At 58.4% G+C, this 19478-nt stretch carries 20 protein-coding genes; 10 read left to right on the forward strand and 10 right to left on the reverse strand.

All coding sequences use genetic code 11. The features are described 5' to 3' along the window. Positions 1–110: 110 nt before the first annotated feature. The 3 genes from ACP4CD_RS19605 (at position 111) to ACP4CD_RS19615 (ending at position 2101) form a co-directional block, all read left to right on the forward strand. Positions 111–1415 carry a TonB-dependent receptor domain-containing protein gene (locus ACP4CD_RS19605; RefSeq protein ID WP_426992215.1) on the forward strand — a complete coding sequence of 435 codons (1305 nt, stop codon included), beginning with the start codon at positions 111–113 and terminating at the stop codon, positions 1413–1415. A 207-nt stretch (positions 1416–1622) separates the two neighbouring features. After that, positions 1623–1811, forward strand: a complete 189-nt coding sequence (locus ACP4CD_RS19610) for a hypothetical protein (RefSeq protein WP_168028170.1) — start codon at positions 1623–1625, stop codon at positions 1809–1811. Further along, positions 1805–2101, forward strand: coding sequence for a type II toxin-antitoxin system RelE/ParE family toxin (locus tag ACP4CD_RS19615; protein WP_426992216.1), 297 nt, complete (start codon positions 1805–1807; stop codon positions 2099–2101). The genes ACP4CD_RS19610 and ACP4CD_RS19615 overlap by 7 nt, the downstream gene beginning before the upstream one ends. A gap of 212 nt (positions 2102–2313) precedes the next feature. Here the strand turns inward: ACP4CD_RS19615 and ACP4CD_RS19620 are convergent, their stop codons facing one another. After that, the gene (locus ACP4CD_RS19620; RefSeq protein WP_426992217.1) at positions 2314–3189 is read right to left on the reverse strand and encodes a LysR substrate-binding domain-containing protein; all 876 of its coding nucleotides are present in this window, start codon (positions 3187–3189) and stop codon (positions 2314–2316) included. A 373-nt stretch (positions 3190–3562) separates the two neighbouring features. Here ACP4CD_RS19620 and katG point away from each other — a divergent pair, with 373 nt between their 5' ends. The 3 genes from katG to ACP4CD_RS19635 all read left to right on the forward strand — a co-directional run bounded on the left by katG (position 3563) and on the right by ACP4CD_RS19635 (position 7608). Further along, on the forward strand, positions 3563–5785 hold the full coding sequence (katG, locus tag ACP4CD_RS19625) for a catalase/peroxidase HPI (protein ID WP_426992219.1): 2223 nt from the start codon (positions 3563–3565) through the stop codon (positions 5783–5785). 758 nt (positions 5786–6543) lie between these two features. Next, positions 6544–7104 (forward strand): HupE/UreJ family protein, encoded by a 561-nt coding sequence (locus ACP4CD_RS19630; protein WP_426992220.1) that lies wholly within the window; start codon positions 6544–6546, stop codon positions 7102–7104. A 135-nt stretch (positions 7105–7239) separates the two neighbouring features. Continuing rightward, positions 7240–7608 carry a hypothetical protein gene (locus ACP4CD_RS19635; protein WP_426992221.1) on the forward strand — a complete coding sequence of 123 codons (369 nt, stop codon included), beginning with the start codon at positions 7240–7242 and terminating at the stop codon, positions 7606–7608. A 190-nt stretch (positions 7609–7798) separates the two neighbouring features. Here the strand turns inward: ACP4CD_RS19635 and ACP4CD_RS19640 are convergent, their stop codons facing one another. The 6 genes from ACP4CD_RS19640 to ACP4CD_RS19665 form a co-directional block, all read right to left on the reverse strand. Continuing rightward, positions 7799–8290 (reverse strand): hypothetical protein, encoded by a 492-nt coding sequence (locus tag ACP4CD_RS19640; protein ID WP_426992222.1) that lies wholly within the window; start codon positions 8288–8290, stop codon positions 7799–7801. Between the two features lie 91 nt (positions 8291–8381). Then, the gene (locus ACP4CD_RS19645; protein WP_426992223.1) at positions 8382–9002 is read right to left on the reverse strand and encodes a hypothetical protein; all 621 of its coding nucleotides are present in this window, start codon (positions 9000–9002) and stop codon (positions 8382–8384) included. Further along, positions 8999–9382, reverse strand: coding sequence for a copper resistance CopC family protein (locus tag ACP4CD_RS19650; protein ID WP_426992224.1), 384 nt, complete (start codon positions 9380–9382; stop codon positions 8999–9001). Before ACP4CD_RS19650 ends, ACP4CD_RS19645 begins: the two co-directional genes overlap by 4 nt. A 21-nt stretch (positions 9383–9403) precedes the next feature. Next, on the reverse strand, positions 9404–9808 hold the full coding sequence (locus tag ACP4CD_RS19655; RefSeq protein WP_426992226.1) for a hypothetical protein: 405 nt from the start codon (positions 9806–9808) through the stop codon (positions 9404–9406). Between the two features lie 16 nt (positions 9809–9824). Next, entirely contained in the window at positions 9825–10244 is a 420-nt protein-coding gene (locus ACP4CD_RS19660) for a hypothetical protein (RefSeq protein ID WP_426992227.1), read from the reverse strand. A gap of 29 nt (positions 10245–10273) precedes the next feature. Beyond that, a complete protein-coding gene (locus ACP4CD_RS19665) occupies positions 10274–10402 on the reverse strand; it encodes a hypothetical protein (RefSeq protein WP_426992228.1) in 129 nt (42 codons plus the stop codon). Positions 10403–10513: 111 nt separating this feature from the next. On the opposite strand from ACP4CD_RS19665, the gene nikR reads away from it, so the two are divergent. The 3 genes from nikR to ACP4CD_RS19680 all read left to right on the forward strand — a co-directional run bounded on the left by nikR (position 10514) and on the right by ACP4CD_RS19680 (position 14759). Further along, a complete protein-coding gene (gene nikR, locus ACP4CD_RS19670) occupies positions 10514–10981 on the forward strand; it encodes a nickel-responsive transcriptional regulator NikR (RefSeq protein ID WP_071158816.1) in 468 nt (155 codons plus the stop codon). A 172-nt stretch (positions 10982–11153) separates the two neighbouring features. Continuing rightward, positions 11154–12440 carry a HupE/UreJ family protein gene (locus ACP4CD_RS19675; RefSeq protein WP_426992229.1) on the forward strand — a complete coding sequence of 429 codons (1287 nt, stop codon included), beginning with the start codon at positions 11154–11156 and terminating at the stop codon, positions 12438–12440. A gap of 108 nt (positions 12441–12548) precedes the next feature. Beyond that, a complete protein-coding gene (locus tag ACP4CD_RS19680) occupies positions 12549–14759 on the forward strand; it encodes a TonB-dependent receptor (protein ID WP_426992231.1) in 2211 nt (736 codons plus the stop codon). A 396-nt stretch (positions 14760–15155) separates the two neighbouring features. On the opposite strand, the gene ACP4CD_RS19685 is transcribed toward ACP4CD_RS19680, so the two are convergent. The 3 genes from ACP4CD_RS19685 to ACP4CD_RS19695 all read right to left on the reverse strand — a co-directional run bounded on the left by ACP4CD_RS19685 (position 15156) and on the right by ACP4CD_RS19695 (position 18344). After that, positions 15156–15590 (reverse strand): hypothetical protein, encoded by a 435-nt coding sequence (locus ACP4CD_RS19685; protein ID WP_071158810.1) that lies wholly within the window; start codon positions 15588–15590, stop codon positions 15156–15158. Positions 15591–15777: 187 nt separating this feature from the next. Continuing rightward, positions 15778–16767, reverse strand: a complete 990-nt coding sequence (locus tag ACP4CD_RS19690; protein ID WP_064030901.1) for a zinc-dependent alcohol dehydrogenase family protein — start codon at positions 16765–16767, stop codon at positions 15778–15780. Further along, on the reverse strand, positions 16764–18344 hold the full coding sequence (locus ACP4CD_RS19695) for an AAA family ATPase (protein WP_426992232.1): 1581 nt from the start codon (positions 18342–18344) through the stop codon (positions 16764–16766). The genes ACP4CD_RS19690 and ACP4CD_RS19695 overlap by 4 nt, the downstream gene beginning before the upstream one ends. Positions 18345–18625: 281 nt before the next feature. Between ACP4CD_RS19695 and ACP4CD_RS19700 the strand changes: the two genes are divergently transcribed. Next, a complete protein-coding gene (locus ACP4CD_RS19700) occupies positions 18626–19453 on the forward strand; it encodes an undecaprenyl-diphosphate phosphatase (protein WP_313730469.1) in 828 nt (275 codons plus the stop codon). Positions 19454–19478: the final 25 nt, after the last annotated feature.

Consider the following 19478-nt stretch of genomic DNA (forward strand, 5'->3'; position numbering starts at 1 on the left):
ACCTACGAGCACAACTTCAATAAGGACGTGACCTTGGAAACCAGCTTTTACTGGTCGGCCTACGAACGCAACTGGTGGCGGCAGCAGAATCAGTTCCCGACCGAAAACCAATGCAGCAGCCGCGGCATCGCCAATTACGTGCAAAATCGCGAAAACGGTATCGCGGTGGATATGAACGACTGCAACTACAACATCGGTCGCAAGCGCAATTACGAAACCTGGGGCATTGCCCCGACTCTACATGCCAAGCACGATCTGTTCGGCGTCGAAAGCCATTTGGATGCGGGTTTTCGCGCGCACTTCGAGAACCAATACCGCCGGCAAATCCAGGGCAGCTCGCCGACCGCGCGCGACGGCACCTTGCTGGAAAACAATCAGCGTTTCGCCGATGCCTATTCCGGTTTTTTCCAAAATCAATTCATTTGGGGAAACTGGACGGCGACCCCGGCGTTCGGGTCGAATCGGCGAGTTACCAGCGTAAGGATGTGCGAACCGGGATCGCCGGCGGCAACGGCATGACCGAAATCCTGCCGTCGTTCGCGGTGACCTACAGTCCAATCCATCAGGCCACGTTGTTTTTCGGTATTCATCGCGGGTTCGCGCCGCCGCGCGTCGAGGACAGCGTCAACAATGCCAACGGCGCGGCGGTGGAGATTGGCCCGGAAATTAGTTGGAACGCCGAATTCGGCGTCAGGGCCAGACCGGCGCGCGGCGTTAAAGCCGAAGCAACCTATTTCCACAACGATTTCGATACCCTGACTGCCTTGGGTACGGTTGGCGGCGTCGATACCCCGGTGGCGCAGGGCCAAGCGTTGTACGAAGGTATCGAGTTGATGGCGCGGACCGATTTCGGTGACGTGTTTAACTGGACGCATAACCCGTATGCGCAAGTCGCCTACACCTGGCTGCCGACCGCCGAAACCACCTCGCCGTTTCATTGCCTGACCGACAGCGGCCAGGCGACCGGCTCCAGCCAGAACGCGACCTTCACCCGATTCTGTCCGGGCGGGAACGTATTCGGCTCGGCGGCAGGCAAACGCGCGCCCTACGCGCCGGAAAACCTGCTGACCGCGACGCTGGGCTACTCGCATGCCAGCGGCTTCGATGCGCACTTGGAAGCGGTGTTCGTCGGCGAGCAATTCGCCGACTTCATGAACCTGAACAGCGCCGGCGACCTGCCGTTGGATGTCGGCACCACCGCTCAACGCAACGCGCTGATCAAATCCGGCCAGTTCGGCAAGATTAACGATTACGTGGTGGTCAACTTCGCCAGCTCCTACAAGGTGCGAAAAGACTTGACCCTGTTCGTGTCGATGAAAAACATGCTGGACAACACCTACATCGTCGACCGGGTGCGCGGCATCCAACCCGGCGCGCCGCGTTTGGTGCAGGCGGGGTTTAAGTACGAGTTTTAGCGAGGCGACCTCGCAACGTTGTGTATCTTGTCTTCCGCTTCACCTTAGAACTGGCTTGCGCGGACGGTGTTGAAGAGTCCTGTTTCTCGACGATGGTGGTTACCGCGTCCAACCGGTAGAATGGTGGTCGCTAATGCACACTATATCAGTGCTCCGGGCCATGCCGGATAAGTCTAAAACCGTCAGCGACCAAAGGAGAAGTACACCATGCAACGACAACGGACCACTAAACAAGAAGCCCTTGCCATCATCCAGCGCTTACCCGATACCGCCGACATGGAAGAAATCATGTACCGGCTCTATGTGCTCGAAAATATCCGTCGCGGCCGGAAAGACGCCGAACAGGGCAGAACCGTACCCGCCGAACAGGTGCTGAGAGATATTCAAGCGTGGTGAAGTGGACCGATCACGCATTGGGCCAGCTTCGTCACATTCACGACTACATCGCACAGGACTCACCGATTTATGCCAAACGGGTGGCCGAAGCGTTGGTCGCTAAAACGCTTGACTTGGATCAACTGCCCCGTATTGGGCGCATGGTACCGGAGTTGAGCGACGAGGCAGTACGCGAACTTTCGCTTTACTCCTACCGCATCCTTTACGAGATCAAACCCTCCCATATTGAAGTGTTAGCAGTCGTTCACAAGCGCCGCGACTTACGGACGGACGAGATTCTACGCGAGTAGTAATAACGAAGCGAGTCCGGCGCGTGGTGCCGTATTCCAGACTAGCGGTTGCCGGTTCAGGGCGCGTTGCTGGCCGTTACCTACAACGCAAAGGCTTCCAGCCCGGTGGTGCGAGTGCGGTAATTTGTCAACACATACTGGGCGCGTCGAGCAAGAGGCACTCAAGGGACTTCCGCGCGGCAGATCGGCGCGCGAAGGCGGTGGAACGAATCTCAGACCAGCGGTTTGTAAGCCAGTAATCCGGCCAAATCTTCGAGCAAGCCGGCGCGGGGATGGGTCTTCAGCCACACCAGCGCAATGGTGCGGCTGGGCCGCTGGCGGATAGCGATGTAGCGAATGTCCTTGTCGTCCGGCTGCACCGCTACCGACGGCATCAGCGTCACGCCGACGCCGTTCTTGACCATATAGCGCAGGGTTTCCAGGCTGGAGGCCCGGAAATCGTGTTCGACGAATCGGGACGGATCGCACAGCTTCAGCGCTTGGTCGCGCAGACAGTGGCCTTCGTCCAGTAATAGCAGATTCTCTTGGGCCGCCATGCCCAACTCCACTTCGTCCAACTCGGCCAACGGGTGGTCGGCGCAAACCGCCAGCGTGAACGGATCTTCGAATAAGGTGCGTTGTTCCAGAGCGTCGATGGCCACCGGCAGGGCCAGCAGCGCCGCGTCCAGCTTTTTGCTCAGCAGCAACGCGATCAGAGCCTGGGTTTTTTCCTCGACCAACTGCAGTTTCAGTTCCGGATAGTGTTGCTTGATGCGAAACACGTATTCCGGCAGTACGTAACTTGCCAGCGACGGAAACGCGCCCAGCGATAAGTGATTGCGGTAGCGTCCGCCGGCGTGGGCGGCGATTTGCCGGATCGAGCGGGCATCGTCCAGGATGCGGCGGGCGAGGGGTAGAACCTCGCGGCCGGCTTCGGTCAAATCCACATGGTTTTTCTCCCGCACGAACAAGTCCGCGCCCAGATACTCCTCGAGCTTCTTGATCTGTGTGCTCAGGGTGGGCTGACTAATCGAACAATGTTCGGCGGCTTGACTGAAGTTTCTTAAATCCGCTACCGCGACCAGATAGCTTAAATCGCGCAAATTCATTCGTGGTGACCCGTGTATTTAAGGTGTGCCGAAAGGAACCGACGGCCGGAAACATTATCCATGATTGCGCGGGTTCCGCTGCTATTGATGCGAGCTATCGGCCCATCCAAGAAATCAATTTCAGTCCGATGGCGGAATTCGGTTGAATAGTCTCGCCGACAACATCACAAGGCGAGCGCGAAATTCGATGGCGCGTCCTTGCATAACGTTTAACGGTTCGGCAATGCCGTCGCCGCCGAAGGCCGAGTCGGTCGATTCCGGACATCGGTTCTACAATTTTGCTTGCCTTCGTTTGGCCAGATAGCGGAGAAGTTGACCGAGCGGGCGACGGCAAGCATTTTCGACCAATCATCATCAGGACTAGAGGTGCATCATGAAAACCCGACAAACCTTCCTGGCTTCCGCTTTGGCGGTCGCTATTATCACGGCCTTGCATGTCGCGCCGGTACAGGCCGACATACAGCCCACCACCAACAATTTCTGGTGGCCGGAGCAACTGGATTTGAAACCGCTGCGCCAGAATGCGGCCGAGTCCAACCCGCTCGGTAAGGCCTTTAACTACGCGGAACAATTCAAAACCCTGGATCTGAAAGCGGTCAAAAAAGACATCGCCGACGTGTTGCATACCTCTCAGCCCTGGTGGCCGGCCGATTACGGCAATTACGGTCCGTTCTTCATCCGGATGGCCTGGCATAGCGCCGGCGTTTATCGTATCTTCGACGGCCGCGGCGGCGCTTCCGGCGGCCAGCAACGCTTCGAGCCTCTCAACAGTTGGCCGGATAACGTCAACTTGGACAAGGCCCGCCGCTTGTTGTGGCCGGTCAAGCAGAAGTACGGCGCTAAATTATCCTGGGCCGATTTGATGGTGCTGGCCGGTAACGTCGCGTTGGAAGATATGGGTTTCAAAACCCTCGGTTTCGCCGGCGGCAGGGCCGATGACTGGGAAGCCGAGGTCGTCAACTGGGGCATAGAGAAGAAATTTCTGGCCGACGAACGCCATGACGCCAACGGCGAACTGGCGAAACCGTTGGGCGCCACGCAAATGGGGCTGATTTACGTCAATCCGGAAGGTCCTGGCGGCAATCCAGATCCGTTGGCGGCCGCCAAGCATATTCGCGAGGCCTTCGGCCGGATGGCGATGAACGACGAAGAAACCGTGGCGCTGATCGCCGGCGGCCACACCTTCGGTAAGGCCCACGGCGCTCATAAACCCGACGAATGCGTCGGCAAGGAACCGGCCGCCGCCGGCATAGAACAGCAAGGTTTGGGCTGGGCCAATAAATGCGGAACCGGATATGGCGCCGACACCGTCAGTAGTGGTCTGGAAGGCGCCTGGTCTACCAATCCGACCCGTTGGACCCACGACTACCTGACCTGGCTGTACACCTTCGATTGGCAGCAAACCAAGAGTCCGGCCGGCGCCACCCAATGGATTCCCAAGGATAACAAAGGCGAAAACTTTGTGCCGGACGCGCACGACCCCAACAAACGTCATGCGCCCATCATGTTCACGACCGATATTGCGTTGAAAATGGACCCGGAGTATCAAAAAATTTCTAAGCGCTTTCTGGATAATCCGAAAGAATTCGAAGCCGCGTTTGCCAGGGCTTGGTTCAAGCTGTTGCACCGCGATATGGGGCCCAAGGCCCGTTACGTCGGTGCCGAAGTGCCGGCCGAGGATTTTGTCTGGCAGGACCCGATCCCGAAAGTCGATCACAAGCTGATCGACGCCAAGGACACCGCCAAATTAAAAGCAACCATCCTGGCCTCGGATTTGACGATACCGGAATTGGTCAGAACCGCCTGGGCATCGGCTGCGACCTTTCGCGGCACCGATATGCGAGGTGGCGCCAATGGCGCCAGAATTCGCTTGGCTCCGCAGAAGGACTGGGAAGCCAACGATCCCACCGAACTGACCAAAGTGCTGGCTCGCCTGGAAACCATCCAAACCGACTTCAACCGTTCCTTGAAAGGCGGCAAGAGAGTCTCGCTGGCCGACGTAATCGTGTTGGGCGGTTCGGCAGCCGTGGAAGCAGCCGCGAAGCAAGCCGGTTTTAAAGTACAGGTGCCGTTTAAACCGGGCCGGATGGATGCCTCGCAGGAACAGACCGACGTCAACTCGGCGGCGGTACTCGAGCCCAAAGCCGACGGTTTTCGTAACTACTTCGGCAAGGATAACGCCCATTCGCCGGCGGAAATGCTGGTCGAACGCGCCAACTACCTGACCCTGAGCGTGCCGGAAATGACGGTGTTGATCGGCGGTATGCGCGCGCTGGATGCCAACGCAGGCCATAGCAAGCACGGCGTGTTCACCAGTCGGCCCGGCGAATTGACTAACGACTTCTTCGTCAATTTGCTGGATATGTCAACTCAGTGGAGCAAGTCGACGACCGAAGGCGTTTACGACGGTAAGGACCGGGCTAGTGGCCAACTTAAATGGACTGCAACGCCGGTGGATTTGATCTTCGGCTCCAATTCCGAGTTGCGGGCGGTCGCGGAAGTCTATGCATCCGACGATGCCAAGGAAAAGTTCGTGGGGGATTTCGCCAAGGCTTGGGCCAAGGTGATGGACTTGGATCGGTTCGACGCCCGCTGAGCAGCGTTTGTTCGCGGTCTCGCTTGTCCCGTGCTCGGGCAAGTGGGGCGTGTTACTAAGCTTGAGTTTCTTAATGTTAACCGCCGACGTTTCAGATCATTGCGGCGAGTGGTCCTGAATTTGTCGGCCGATTTGATCAATCGCCGCGACCATAATCGCCGTCAAGCTTCAGGCTGACTTTCGTGTCCAAACCGGGAATGCCGAGCGCACGGGTCAGTCACTGCGATTGTTTCTAGCGTTCGGATACAGGGAGTTACGCCGCAAATCGACGTAATTCCCACTCCTCCATCGTCAATAGGTGGTTGCCGCAATTGGATTGTCGCAGAACAGCTCAACTTAATTTCCCATCGTAAATCCGGTTGGTAAAGCGTACCGACGGCATCCGCCGAGACCGGTTGAGGCCGCTTCGCACGCCGGCGTTGAGCTGGGTCGGCAAAAAAATCAGACTGTTATGAAATATTTTTATTTATTCCTATTCCTGCTAAAATGAACTCGTCTTATTCATCCGCTCAGCCTTGAGGCATTCCAGGCTTGGTTGGGTAAGGCATAGCGATACCCTAATGGTTAGGGGCGGCCTATTTTGGACTGCTGTCCAAGTGCCGGTTTTCTCGGCCCCCGCCATGTCTTCACAGTTGGCATGTCCGCTCTTGGCGCGGTTGCCTGGATTGAATCCGCTCGGCCGGGCCAAGTTTTTCGCCTTTTCCGGCAAGACGCCTGGGGTATCGGTCAGTATTCAACCGCCTTGATTGGAGGTAGCGATGGATGGCAGGGCAGATTTTTTACAACGCACGATTCCGGTCCTTCTGTTACAGCCGCTGGTTGTCGAGGCCCATCCGTTTCACTGGGGGGCTGAATCCGTCGGCTTTGTCGGTGGCTTACTTCATCCGTTGACCGGCACTGATCATCTGCTGACGATGTTGGCCGTCGGATTATGGATTTCGCAAACCTCCGGCCTTTTGCGGTGTTTGTTGCCGCTGGGGTTTGTGGCGGCTATGGCAGTCGGTTGCGGCTTGACGCTGATCCCCGTTGAAATTCCCTTTGCAGAAGCGGTCATGGTCGCTTCGATATCGATTCTGGGCTTGTTGTTGGTTTTGGGCGCGAGAGTGCCGGTGGGCGCCGGACTGTTGAGCGTCGAGCTGGTGGCAGTGCTGCACGGTTACTTGCATGCCTATGACATGTGGCTGGATGCCGACGCCGTCGCGTATTCAGGGGGCTTTGCGCTGGCGACGTTGATCTTGCTGGTTGTCGGCGTTGGAATCGGGAGCTTGCTCGGTCGTTTAGCGCGAAAGTATCGGCAAGCAAGGCCGATGGCGCGCTAGATCGTTAGCGGAGAGTTCCATTCGCCGTTTTTTACGTTTGATAAAAAAGGAGTATTTAGGTAAGTGCGCAATTAATGATGTATCCGAAACAATAATTTTAATTATCAGTCAGTTATATTTAGAGGTTTAGACCCCATGTCGTTTCAAAAAATGTTTGTTGCCTTCGCGCTGTTTTTGTCTTTATTGGGCTTTAGCGGCTCGACGTTCGCGAAAGAAGTAAAAAAACCGATCCCCGAGATTTTGAAAGAAGTCGATGTGAAAATTCAGGCGGCATTGGACGCGCTACCTTCCGGGAATGCTCAAGAAATCGCGACCCATATCAAGGATGCGTCTGAAATTGCCAGCGAACTGAGCGCCAACTACAAATTCGAATTCGAACGCGACAAAGTGGTACTCAAGCTGAAAAAGTCCAGGGAGCTGGTGAAAAAATCCGATTTTGCCGGCGCCGAACAAGAGCTGAAGACTGCCAAGGAAGGTTTCGCGAATCTGCCGAAATACCAATAAACGGGGGTTTTGGCATCGAGCGAGTTTAGTTCGATGCCTGGCATTGAGCCGTCAAGTCCGTTGGACTGACGGCTTTTTATTGTTTAGGTGTTGCCGGGCCCGGCGGAGATTAGCATTCTTGTCTTGAACGGGCAGGTTTGAGGTAGAAAGCGTTTGGGGGATAGCGCCACGCAGGGCGCCACCTTCGTCATTACTCGGACGTGCCGAACGCCTGATTGGTAAACGGATTGCTTGTGGGACGGACGACCACGTTGAAACCGAACTCGGTTTGCCGGTGGCAGCTATTACAGGCTTCGGTCAGCTTATCGTAATGTTCGACAAATGCTTGCGGGTCTCGCGCCGCGATAGCCTGCTCCAGGCTGGCTAACGGTTGATCCAAATGCGCGGCAATCAAGGCTGGAACCGGCTCCTTGATGTGTTTGTGGCTCGGGTGATAGCGGCCGGCATCTTCCAGGCCTTCGTGCAGTTCGTCCACTTCGTAGGCGGCCAGCGGCCAGTTCCGGGCTTGGCCGGCAAACCAGAGTTTGGCGTGGCGGGCGGCGGTTTGGGCCATGAATTCGCCGAGGCCGGGTACGAAGTTTTGTTGGATTTGCTCGGAGCTCTGTTCGTCGTGGCGATGGGCGCAGCCGGACAGCAAGGCCGAGGCCGCGACCAAGCTCAGTGGAAAAATCAGAGTTTTCATCGTCGATTCCTGTGACGGTTGGATAAGCGGTGGATGTCCCTGCCTTAGCGGGATTTTGCGGTACCCTTGTCGGCCGGATGATGAGCGCGGCTCAGCCGGTCGAATCGGCCGGTCGAGGTTTTAACAGGCGGGGCACAAAATAGGCCGCGCCGGCAATGGCGATGCCGACGGCGCCGATCAGAACGGATAGGCGGCTAGCGGGGCCGGTGCTTTCCACGGCTAGCCCGACCGTCAGCGGCATGCGCAGCGCGCCGACTTCGGGCGCGGTATGCAGATCGGTGTCGTCGACACTGAGTATCGCTTGGTATTTGCCGGGGGTTTTGAAATCCACGGTGGTGGTCAGCACGCCTTGCTTGGCGACCGTCATTGGTAGCTCGGCGATGATTTGGCCGTCCTCGCGTAGAATTTTCAAGGCTACCGGTTTCTTGCGGACGTCCAGGTCTAGCAAGTCGACGCTGAGCTGGGTCTTGCCGGTCGCCGGAATGTCCACGCATTCAGCTTGAGGTAAGGCCTTGCTGTCCTTGGCCTGGGTCGGGTCGAACTGATAGGCGGCAAAATTGACGACGTAGTAATCGTTGCTGAGCATGCAGCCGTACAGGTCGTAGCTGCCGCCGGCACCCTTGCGGTTGCCGCCGAGCGGCACCGACGCCGCGGCTTGTTCGATGCCGCCCGCGCACAGGATGAGACCGAAAATCAGTCGAGCGCGATTCATGGATGTTTCTCCGGGGCGGCTGGGGTTGCGGCGATCACGAATTTCGACACGCCGCTGACGATCAGGCCGTCTTCGGTAATCACCCGATAACGCATCGCGTAAGGGCCGGGCGGCAAGGGCTTGGTGGTGGCGGTTAGTCGATGCCGTTCGCCGAGAACCAAGCGGGCATCGCCGTTGTCGACCCGCTGGCCGTTGCCGTTGACGACCACGACCGAAGGCGAGCGACCGCCAACATTGCCGCTAAACCAAAATTTGACCGTGCCGTCGAACTCGCCGATTTCGGCGCCGTTCTTGGGATCGGATTTCAGCAGGATACCTTCGGCCTGGCTGGCGGCAGTTGTTGCCAAACCAAGGATCGCGATAAGTGTGTGGCGAAGCATGAATTTTGTCCGCATGGCGCTTTAGGGAAGGCCGAACCAGCCGGCGATGAACAACACGATGGGATCGGCGAGCGGATGGAAGAAACCGAGGGTGATCAAGGCCAAACCGATCACGAACAGCCGCGTCCAGGTTTGCAGAGCCAGCTCCTGTTTTCGCCAAAGAATATGCAGAATCAGCCAACTGCCTAGCCAGACCCCGAGCGCCAGGGTTTCCTTGCCGGAATAGGAACCGATGCTGCCGTCCGGTCCGCTGCCGCGAGAGCCGGGTATCCAGTAGCCGTAACCGTGCACCCATTTATCCAGCGTCGGCGTCAGGCGCGAGATGTGGTGGGTGATCATCAAGGTTAAAAAAGCCAACAGCAAGGACAGGCTGGCGGCGACGGCCGGGCCGGAATATGAGGTTCGGTTTTCGGTGGAATCTGTCATGGTCGGCTCGTAAAGGTCAAACGAAGCGGAGTTTCGCCAGGATTAGGCCGGCCGCGAAACCCAGCAGCAGAAAACTCCAGGACACTAAGATCGTCACGCCGACAAAGCGGGCGACGTCGCGGCGTAGCGCGTTCGGCAGGCCGTAGTAATACAACAGAAAGGTGGCCGACAACATTAGCGGAAACGGAAACAGCGAAACGAATTCCTTGAATTCCATCAACACGTTGTGGAAGGCCGGCACCTGTTGCAATATCCAGTCGCGCGGACCGTGCTGGCCGCGATAGCGCATGTAGATCCAGTTGCCGCTAATCGCGCCTGCCAGATTTAGCAGTGTCGCGGTCAGCAGCCAATACCGCAGCGAGGTCTGATCGACAGGCAGTCCTCGGACCAGCGGCAGCGCGCGGTGGGTCAGATAGGTGCCGGCGACGACTGCCAATATCGCGCAGACGCCGTGCAGGCCGGCCTTCAGGCTGTAAGCGGTGGGATAAAAAAGTTGGCGGCGGGCAGTAGCAGCAGCAATAGCAGTGCAATCGCCGCCTGGCCGCGAATCAAGATCTTGCTGAAATGATCGTGAGTGTAGGGGCCGGAGGACATTCAGGCTCCGTTGACGAGACAAGGCCGGCGTGTTTCCGGTTGCAGATCGGGCGCCGGTCGGCTTGGGTTATAATCGGGCGTTTCCGATAACAATAACGACAGGAGCCGGTCTTGGAACGATTTACCATTTCTTTGAGCGACGAATTGGCCGTTGAATTCGACCAATGGATAAGCGCTCGGGGTTACTCCAACCGCTCGGAAGCCGTGCGTGATTTGTTGCGCAAGGAAATCGAAACCAAGCGCCTGATCGAAGACGAAGCCATCTACAGCATCGCGACGCTTTCCTACGTTTACAACCATCACGAGCGGAATTTGTCCGAACGCCTGACCAGTCATCAACACGAGGCCCACGATTTGGTGGTGTCGTCGATGCACGTCCATCTGGACCACGACGATTGCCTGGAGACTTTGTTTTTGCGCGGCTTGACCCAGCGCATCCGCGGTTTCGCCGACAAACTTTCCGCCGAAACCGGCGTTAGGCATAGCGCGCTGAACTTGGTGCCGGTCAAACTGGCGGCCGTGCAGCATCAACATAGCCATCACGGGCAAACCCACACCCATTTCCATCCGCATAGTTGAAGGCGATACAGTTTTGGTGGCGCGTAAATCGAGCAGCAACATTCGATTACCGTAGCGATGGGATGTTTTTTTAAAATTCATATTCGGAAAGCAGTATGATCTGCCGTATGATAGATTGTCAATTCATCCTACAAATATTTTTTAAGCCCTAACCACTCCCAGAGTATCTCCGATGTCGCCCACTACTCGCATAACCGCCGCCTATCGCCAGCGACCCGTGCTCGCGCGTTGGTTGGCGTTGGGCTTGTTGTCGGTGGTGGGCTTGGGGTTTTGGGCGGGGCCATTCGCCGGCGCCGACATCGGCGGCTGGAGCAGCGGCTTCAACCACCCCTGGAAGGGTTGGGATCATTTGGTGACGATGCTGGCCGTCGGTATCTGGGCCGCGCAACTACGCGGCCGCGCCGTCTGGATGTTGCCGTTGGCCTTCGTCGGCGTGATGAGTTTAGGCGGTTTGGCCGGCGCGGCCGGGTTGGCGATTCCCAGCATGGAAGGGCTGATTTTGCTGTCTTGCGTAGTATTTGCGGTGTTGATTGGGCGGCGGGTCAGTTACGGCACGACTGTCAATCTGGCCATCGTGGCGTTTTTCGCTTTTTTCCACGGGCTTGCGCACGGCCAGGAAATTTCGGCTTCGGCAAGCTTATTGTCCTATACCGCAGGTTTCATGTTGGCGACCCTGCTGCTGCACGGCGCCGGCTTCCTGGTCGCCAAGCTGGCGGTGCTGGTTGCCGCCTTTCTGCTGACGGCCTGTTTCTCGAACATAGCGCTCGCGAAAGCCGCACCGCCTGCTTTCGCGGCCGAAAGCTTGGCAATCGAGGGCTTCGAGGACGGGCATCTCCCGGCTTGGCAATCGGTCGAACGCGTGTCGGAGGCGGTGTCGGCATCGGCGCGGCGCGGCATGGCTCAAGCGGTGGCGGATTGCGAACTCCGTCGCGGATTAGCTGAAACCGCCGACGGTGGTGGGCGGCCCGAATCGGGTTTAGCCCTGATTGCGCCGGACGACGGCGGTTCCGCTCATATCCGCTTCAAGCATTTTTTTCCGAGCATTAATCACACGCCGGGCAAATCGCTGCTGAGTAACGGCGTCGGCCTGACTTCGCCGCCTGCCTTGCCCGTCGTTTCCGCTCGCTTCGTTTTTGCCCCGTTAGATACCTTCCCGATTTTTCCCGCCGAAAACCACTGTTTTCGCGCAATGCTTGCCGTATCCGGCGGCCTTACCTTCGTAACATTTTCCGATAGCCGGTATCGCCCTGTCGATCTCCTGCCTGTCCCATCGCTGCGTTTCGCGATCGCACCGGACCTAGCTTCTCGTAGTCCCGAAGCGCGTCGTATCGGTGGATTTCAAGTTTCGTTCGCGCCGGCTTATTTCCGACAAGTCGCCGCTCGCGTTAGCCAAACTCTGGCCGGTTCCGGTCAAGGTCAACACCAAAACCATAAAAATAACGAAATTTTCGACACTTGAGGAAGACGATGAAGCATTCGCAATCATTGGCGCCATGCGCCGCCCATCGCGCCGGTCAGGATTGGCCGGCGTCAAATCTACATTCTCGGCAATATGCACGGAGCTGACATGAAGTGTTACAACAGAAAATTAGGAACAACCCGTTTGGCCATCGGCCTGGAGTTGGTTTTAGGATTGGGTCTTGCCGAGTTCGGCTTCGCGGCGGAACCGGACCAGACCGTGCAAACCGCTGAGGCCGTGCCGGCGCGCGCCGAGTCCGTCAAGCGCAAAACCAAGGCCAAGCAGGAGAAGATTGAAGAGATGGAAGCCGTCGAGGTCGAGGAACCCGGCCGCGCCAAGGATTTGATCGGCATTGCCGGATCGGCCTCGCAGGGCGAGGTCAGCCAAAAACAATTCGAGCATCGTCCGTTGTCCCGTAACGGCGAGCTGGTCGAAGTCATACCCGGCGCGGTCGCCACCCAGCACAGCGGTTCCGGTAAGGCCAATCAATATTTCCTGCGCGGATTCAACCTGGACCATGGCACCGACTTCACGACCTATGTGGACGGTATCCCGATGAACATGACCACCCACGCCCACGGCCAGGGCTATATGGACATCAACAGCATCATTCCCGAGTTGGTTAAGAAAGTCGAATACGGCAAGGGGCCCTACTACGCGGAAGTCGGTGACTTCTCGGCGGCCGGTTACGCCAAGATGTACACGATGGATAAATTGTCGCAAGGCATATTGAAATTCACCGCCGGCCAGTACGATTACTACCGCACCTTGGTCGCCGACTCGATGAAGCTGGGCGACGGCGACTTGCTGTATGCCGGCGAGTTCAACCTTTACAACGGCGTCTGGCAGGTGCCGGAAGATTCCAAGAAATTCAACGGCCAACTGCGCTATTCATTGGGCGGCGAAGATTGGGGGCTGGCCTTGAACGCCAAGGCGTATTCGAACAGTTGGACCGCGACCAACCAGATTCCGCAGGCGGCGGTCGACAACGGCGGCATCGGACTCTACGGCAGCATGGACCCGACCGACGGCGGCGAAACCAACCGTTACAGCGTTTCCAGCAGTTTTTGGAACCAAGGCAGCGACTGGAAAAACGATGCCAATCTGTACGTGTTGTACACCGACTTGAATTTGTATTCCAACTTCAGCGGTTTCACACGCGGTCCCGGCGGCGATCAAATCCTGCAAACCGAGCGCCGGGTGCAGACCGGCGGTCATTTCGAACATACCCGTTACAACAAATGGTTCGGCTTCGATATGGATAACAGCGTCGGCTTGCAATTCCGTAACGATCAGATCATGGGCCTGGGCTTGTACAAAACCGAAGCGCGCCAAATCGTCAATACCGTCAGCAAAAGTAATGTCGGCGTGACCACGATAGGCACTTATTTCAAGAACACGACCCACTGGCACGATAAAGTGCGAACGATTGCCGGCCTGCGCGGCGATTTCATCAATAACGACGTCGAGGTGTTGGATACCGGCAGCGGTTCGGCCAACGTGGCCGCCGCCAACTCCGGCAGTCGCGGCAAGGCGATGATCAGCCCGAAACTCAGCTTGGTGATCGGTCCCTGGTACAACACTGAGTATTTCTTCAATATCGGTTACGGCTACCATTCCAACGATGCCAGAGGCACGACGCTCAATTACGAGCCGACCAGCGGCGCCTTGCTATCGGGTTCCTCGGCGCGGATTACGCCGGCGGCGTGGTCGCGCGGCGGCGAGGCCGGCATCCGCAGCAATTTCATTCCCGGCTTGAACAGCACCTTCGCGTTGTGGTGGCTGGAGTCCAGCCAGGAGCTGGTGTTCGTCGGCGACGAAGGCACTACCGAGGTCAACGGCAAGTCGCACCGCTATGGTATCGAGTGGACCAACTACTACAAGCCGACCGATTGGCTGACGCTGGACGCCGACTATGCGTTGACCACGGCCCGTTTCGCCGAGCGGCCGGACGGCGCGACCGACAACTTCGTCCCCAACTCGGTTGGCCGGGTGATTAGCACCGGGATTACCGTCGAAGATCCGACCGGCAGCACCGGCTTGTTCGGCACGCTTCGCTTCCGCCACTTCGGCCACGTACCGCTGGACGAATCCGGCACCTTTTGGGCCGGCGATACCAACATCGTCAATCTCGGCGCCGGTATCAAGCGCAAGCAATATAAATTGGAAATCGACGTGTTCAACCTGCTCGGCTCGCAAAGCAACGACATCGCCTACGCCTACGATTACAACTATCCCTACAATAATCCGGGCACCGGCATTTTGAAGCATCCGGTCGAGCCGCGCATGGTACGCGGCACCATCACGATCAACTTTTAGCGGGTCCCGGCCGCTCGGCCGAGTCTTGCGGATTCGGCTGGGGATGGTTTGGGAACCCGTTTCGTTGACACGGATGGTAGCGGCCGTTGAGTAAGGCTTAAGCCGAGATTCCAAGTGGTGGCGGCAGTTTAAGCGCCGCCTACTTCGGTTAGCGGAGCCGCTGTCTCTATTCGTCGGTTATGCGGACTGTTCCGGTCGAACCGGCCGGACGGCCGTTTGGGCAAGGGCCGGCGTAATTTCCGACTATCCGCTTAGCTATCGGCGGATGCGGGTCGGCTTAAAGCGGATCGATTGACGGCGAACGCCGTCGTTGGGGAGCTTGAACAACCGTCCGCCCGGTTTAATGTCGGGCAAACGGTTAAAGCGGGGGATTGGGATTAGGATTGGGCCGACGTCTTAGTCCTTCAAGCCGCTGATGCCGTCCAACGACCAGTTTTCGATGTCGGCCGCGCCGGAGGTATCGTCGCCCTTGGTGTATTGAATGCGGCAAGCGTAGTGACGCAGTACCGGAGCGGTGTCCTTGCCGCTGATCTCGACATCGGCGTTGACGATGTATTCGTAATTACCCAAGCTCCAGACGTTGGTGGGTTGGCCGGCGAAATTAAAATTCTGATCTTCGTCCGCGTCGGCCTTGATGTAGTTGTTGCAGTGCGCAAAGGCCACCGCGGTCATATCGTTGCTGACCGGCATCGGGTTGGCGGCGTCTTTGCTTTCGACCAAGAACAGGTCGGATGCGGCGATATCGTACATAAAGGGCAGGAAGAATTTGATTTGGATCGCCAGCAAGCCCGCGAGGCAGGCGGCGAAAATGATGATTTTCTTTTTGTTCATGGCTCTTGAATAGTAATAGTTATTATCGTGAAGGCGGGAGCGTGATTTTAGCAAAGTTGGCCCTTGCTAGGAAATGCGGTTATCCGGCCGCTAATTTACCCGGAAATCGCGCTTAGCCAAGCGCCAAACGAAAATTTCGGCGAAGTCGGGAATAGCCGGTTTATAGGCCGCGATTGGTGGAAACGGTTCAATCCGGCATCGTCAATACCGCCGCGCCTTGAATGCATCCGGCTCTCAAGCTAGCCAACGCTAGGTTCGCATCGCCGAGCGCAAAGGTTTCCACGCTGGTGCGTACGCCGGCGCGCGGCGCGATCTCGAAAAATGCCTCGCCGTCCTGGCGGGTCAGGTTGGCGATCGACTGAATGCTGCGTTCGCCCCACAAGATCGAATACGGAAACGCCGGGATCTCGCTCATATGGATGCCCGCGCAAACCACCCGGCCGCCCTTGACCGTATGTGCCAGGGCTTGTGGTAGTAACGCGCCGACCGGCGCGAACAGGATGGCCGCGTCCATGGCGCGCGGCGGCGCGCTATTCGAGTCGCCGGTCCAGGACGCGCCCAATTGCCGGGCAAAGCGCTGGCCCGCGTCGTCGCCGGGCTTGGTGAACGCAAACAAGCTGCGGCCCTGCCAGACCATCACCTGGCTGATGATGTGGGCGGCGGCTCCGAAGCCGTAAATGCCGACCGTTTCGGCATCGCCGGCCGCGACCAGCGCCCGGTAACCGATCAAGCCGGCGCACAACAACGGCGCGGCTTCGGCGTCGCTGTAATCGTCCGGCAGCGCGAAGCAATAATGCTGGTCGGCCACCGCGTATTGCGCATAGCCGCCGTCCAGTGTGTATCCGGTGAAGCGAGCCTGGTCGCACAGATTTTCCCGTCCGCCGAGGCAATACCGACAGTGGCCGCAGGTCTGGCCCAGCCACGGCACGCCCAGGCGCTGGCCGATCGCGAAACGTTCTACGCTGGCGCCCTTGGCGACGACCCGGCCGACGATTTCGTGGCCGGGGATCAATCCCGGTTTCGGCTCGGTCAGTTCGCCGTCGACGATATGCAGATCGGTGCGGCAAACGCCGCAAGCGCTGACTTTCAATAACACTTGTTCGGCGCCGCATTCCGGAATATCCCGCTCGGCGGCCCGGAGCGGCAGGCCGGGACGGTCGAAAATCATGGCTTTCATGGTTGGGTCGCCTCCGGGTTCAGTAAAGTCCGCAGCCTGGCGGATAAGATTTCGGGGAGCTGTGGTGGGGTGGTGTCGTTGCGGCAGACCAGCGTATGTTCGAGCTCGGTGTCGGTCAGGGCCTCCGCGGAGGCGCTGAGATGGGCCCGCACCGTCGGATCGGCTTCGGAAGCGTCGCCGCCTGTTGTCAGGCGCCGTTCGATGCGGCGGCGCGCCAGACTAGTTTCCGCCGTCACCGCAACGATCATGAAGGCGGCGTCGAGTTCGGCGGCCAGATCGCGAAACGCTCGGCGTTGCTCCAGTTTCAAAAATGCGGCGTCGACGATGACCGGGTAGCCCAGCCGCAGCAACGCGCCGGCCGTGTCGGCAAGTTTGACGTATGTTTGCCGGCCGGCTTCGGCCGCGTACAGGCCGGCGTCGAGCCCGGAGCCGCTGGCCTGGGTGGGACTTAAGCCGAACAGGCGTTTGCGCTCGACGTCGGACCGCAGTCGGATCAGGCCGAAACCTTCCAATAACAGCTGCGAAATCGCGGTCTTACCGCAGCCCGGCGGGCCGTGCGTGATCAGCAGTACCGGCCGCCGCCGCCGCAGACTGGCTTCGGCCAACTTTAGGTAGGCGTGGCATTCGGACTGGTGGATCGGGTCGCCGCTTGGTTCTGCGCGGAACGCGGCGATTTTGGCGCGCACCGTGGCCCGGTAGCTTAAGTAAAAACGCAGCACGGCCAAGCCGGCGTAATCGCCGCCGGTTTCCAGGTAGCGGTTCAGAAACCGGTAGGCCAGATCGGCGCGGCCGCGATGCAGCAAGTCCATAACCAAAAACGCGCTGTCGTTGATCGTGTCTATCCAGCGCAGTTCGGGGGCGAATTCGATGCCGTCGAAGGCGACCGGCCGGTCGCGCAGCAACACGATATTGCCCAGATGCAGGTCGCCGTGGCATTCGCGAATCCGGCCGGCTTGGCGGCGGCGCGGCCAGATGTCGGCGTCGGCGGCGAATTCGGCCGCGCTGGCGGCCGCCAGCTGGGTTAGATCAGCGAATTTCCGGCCCGCCGCCGTTTCGGCCAACTGTTGGAAATTCTGCCGGGCTGGCCCGGCGACGGCGTCCGGCGTGCCGAATGCGGATGTTGCCGGCGCGGGCGGCAGGCCGTCGTGGAATTGGGCGATGATGTCGGCCAGATGATCGATGTGCGACGGCGTGAGCCGATTTTGATTCAGCAACTCATCCAATAGTCTGCCGGCGCCGAAGCGGCGCATCTTTACCGCGTATTCCACCGTTGGGCTCAGGCCAAAGCCGGGGTGTCCCGGCGTGCCGCCCAGCGTCACCACGTCCAAGTAAAGCGATTTCGCCAGGCGTCGGTTCAGGCGCAACTCTTCTAGGCAGAAAAACTCGCGTTGCGCCAAGTCGGTGAAATTCAAGAATCCGAAATCGACCGGCTTCTTGATTTTATAGGCGTAGCGCCCGGCCAGAACGACCCACGAGATATGGGTTTCCAGAATCGCCACCGTTTTGACCGGATGCGGGTACATCGCCGGATTCAGCAAGGCGGCGATCAGCGGCGGGTATTCGCGGGTAGCGTTCATGGATTGCCTCGGAAGCGGCCGACGCCGCATTCTGGCAGATCGGCGGGCGCGGCGCAAAGTCGCGGCACCGCGAATTCGCCGCTCGGGTCCACCGGGTCGCCAAATCTGGAAATGCACGGCCGGCGCGGCGGAGTAGCCATGCTGACTCGCCGCGGAGTTTTCGACTATAATCCCGCCGCATTTGCGTGGCTTTTTTAAAGTCGTTTGTCGTCTTTCGATACATCCCTTCCACATGCTGATAGCCTTTCTAGCGTCGACAAGGCGCGGAGCCTGATTAAACCATGGACATTACCCTGCTCATCAAATCCCTGATTCTCGGCGTCGTCGAAGGGTTGACCGAATTTCTACCGATTTCCAGTACCGGCCATTTGATTTTGGCCGGCGATCTGCTGGACTTTAACGACGACAAGGCCAAACTGTTCACGATCGTGATTCAGGTGGGCGCCATCCTGGCCATTTGCTGGGAATATCGGGCCAAGATCGTTTCGGTATTCGCCGGTCTGGCGACCGAGCGGACTTCGCAGAAATTCGTGTTGAACCTGGCGATCGCCTTTATGCCGCTGGCGGTGCTGGGCTTGTTGTTCGGCAAGCAAATCGAGGCGGTGTTGTTCCGGCCGGTGCCGGTGGCGTTGGCCTTTATCGTCGGCGCCCTGGTCATCATTTGGGCCGAGAAGCGCGAACACGTTGTCAGGGTCGAGAGCGTCGACGAGCTTAGCCCGCTGGATGCGTTGAAGCTGGGTTTGGCCCAAGCCTTTGCGTTGATTCCCGGCACATCCCGGTCCGGCGCGACCATTATCGGCGGTTTGTTGTTCGGTTTGTCGCGCAAGGCGGCGACCGAGTTTTCGTTTTTTCTGGCGATTCCGACCTTGACCGCGGCCAGCGCCTACAAACTCTACAAATTTCGCGACTTGCTGAAAACCGACGGCGACGTGGCCTTGATCGGCGTCGGCATGATCGCGGCGTTTTTCAGCGCCCTGCTGGCGGTGAAGGGCTTGCTGCGTTACATCAGCCACCACGATTTCATCATTTTCGCTTGGTACCGGATCGTGTTCGGTATCGTCGTCATCGCCACCGCCTATGGCGGCTGGGTCAACTGGACCGTCGATTGATCGGTCGTGTTCTTGGTTTTAATGT

Origin of the sequence: Methylomonas stagni (genome assembly GCF_050154735.1) — a bacterium.
Taxonomy (GTDB): Bacteria; Pseudomonadota; Gammaproteobacteria; order Methylococcales; family Methylomonadaceae; genus Methylomonas; species Methylomonas koyamae_A.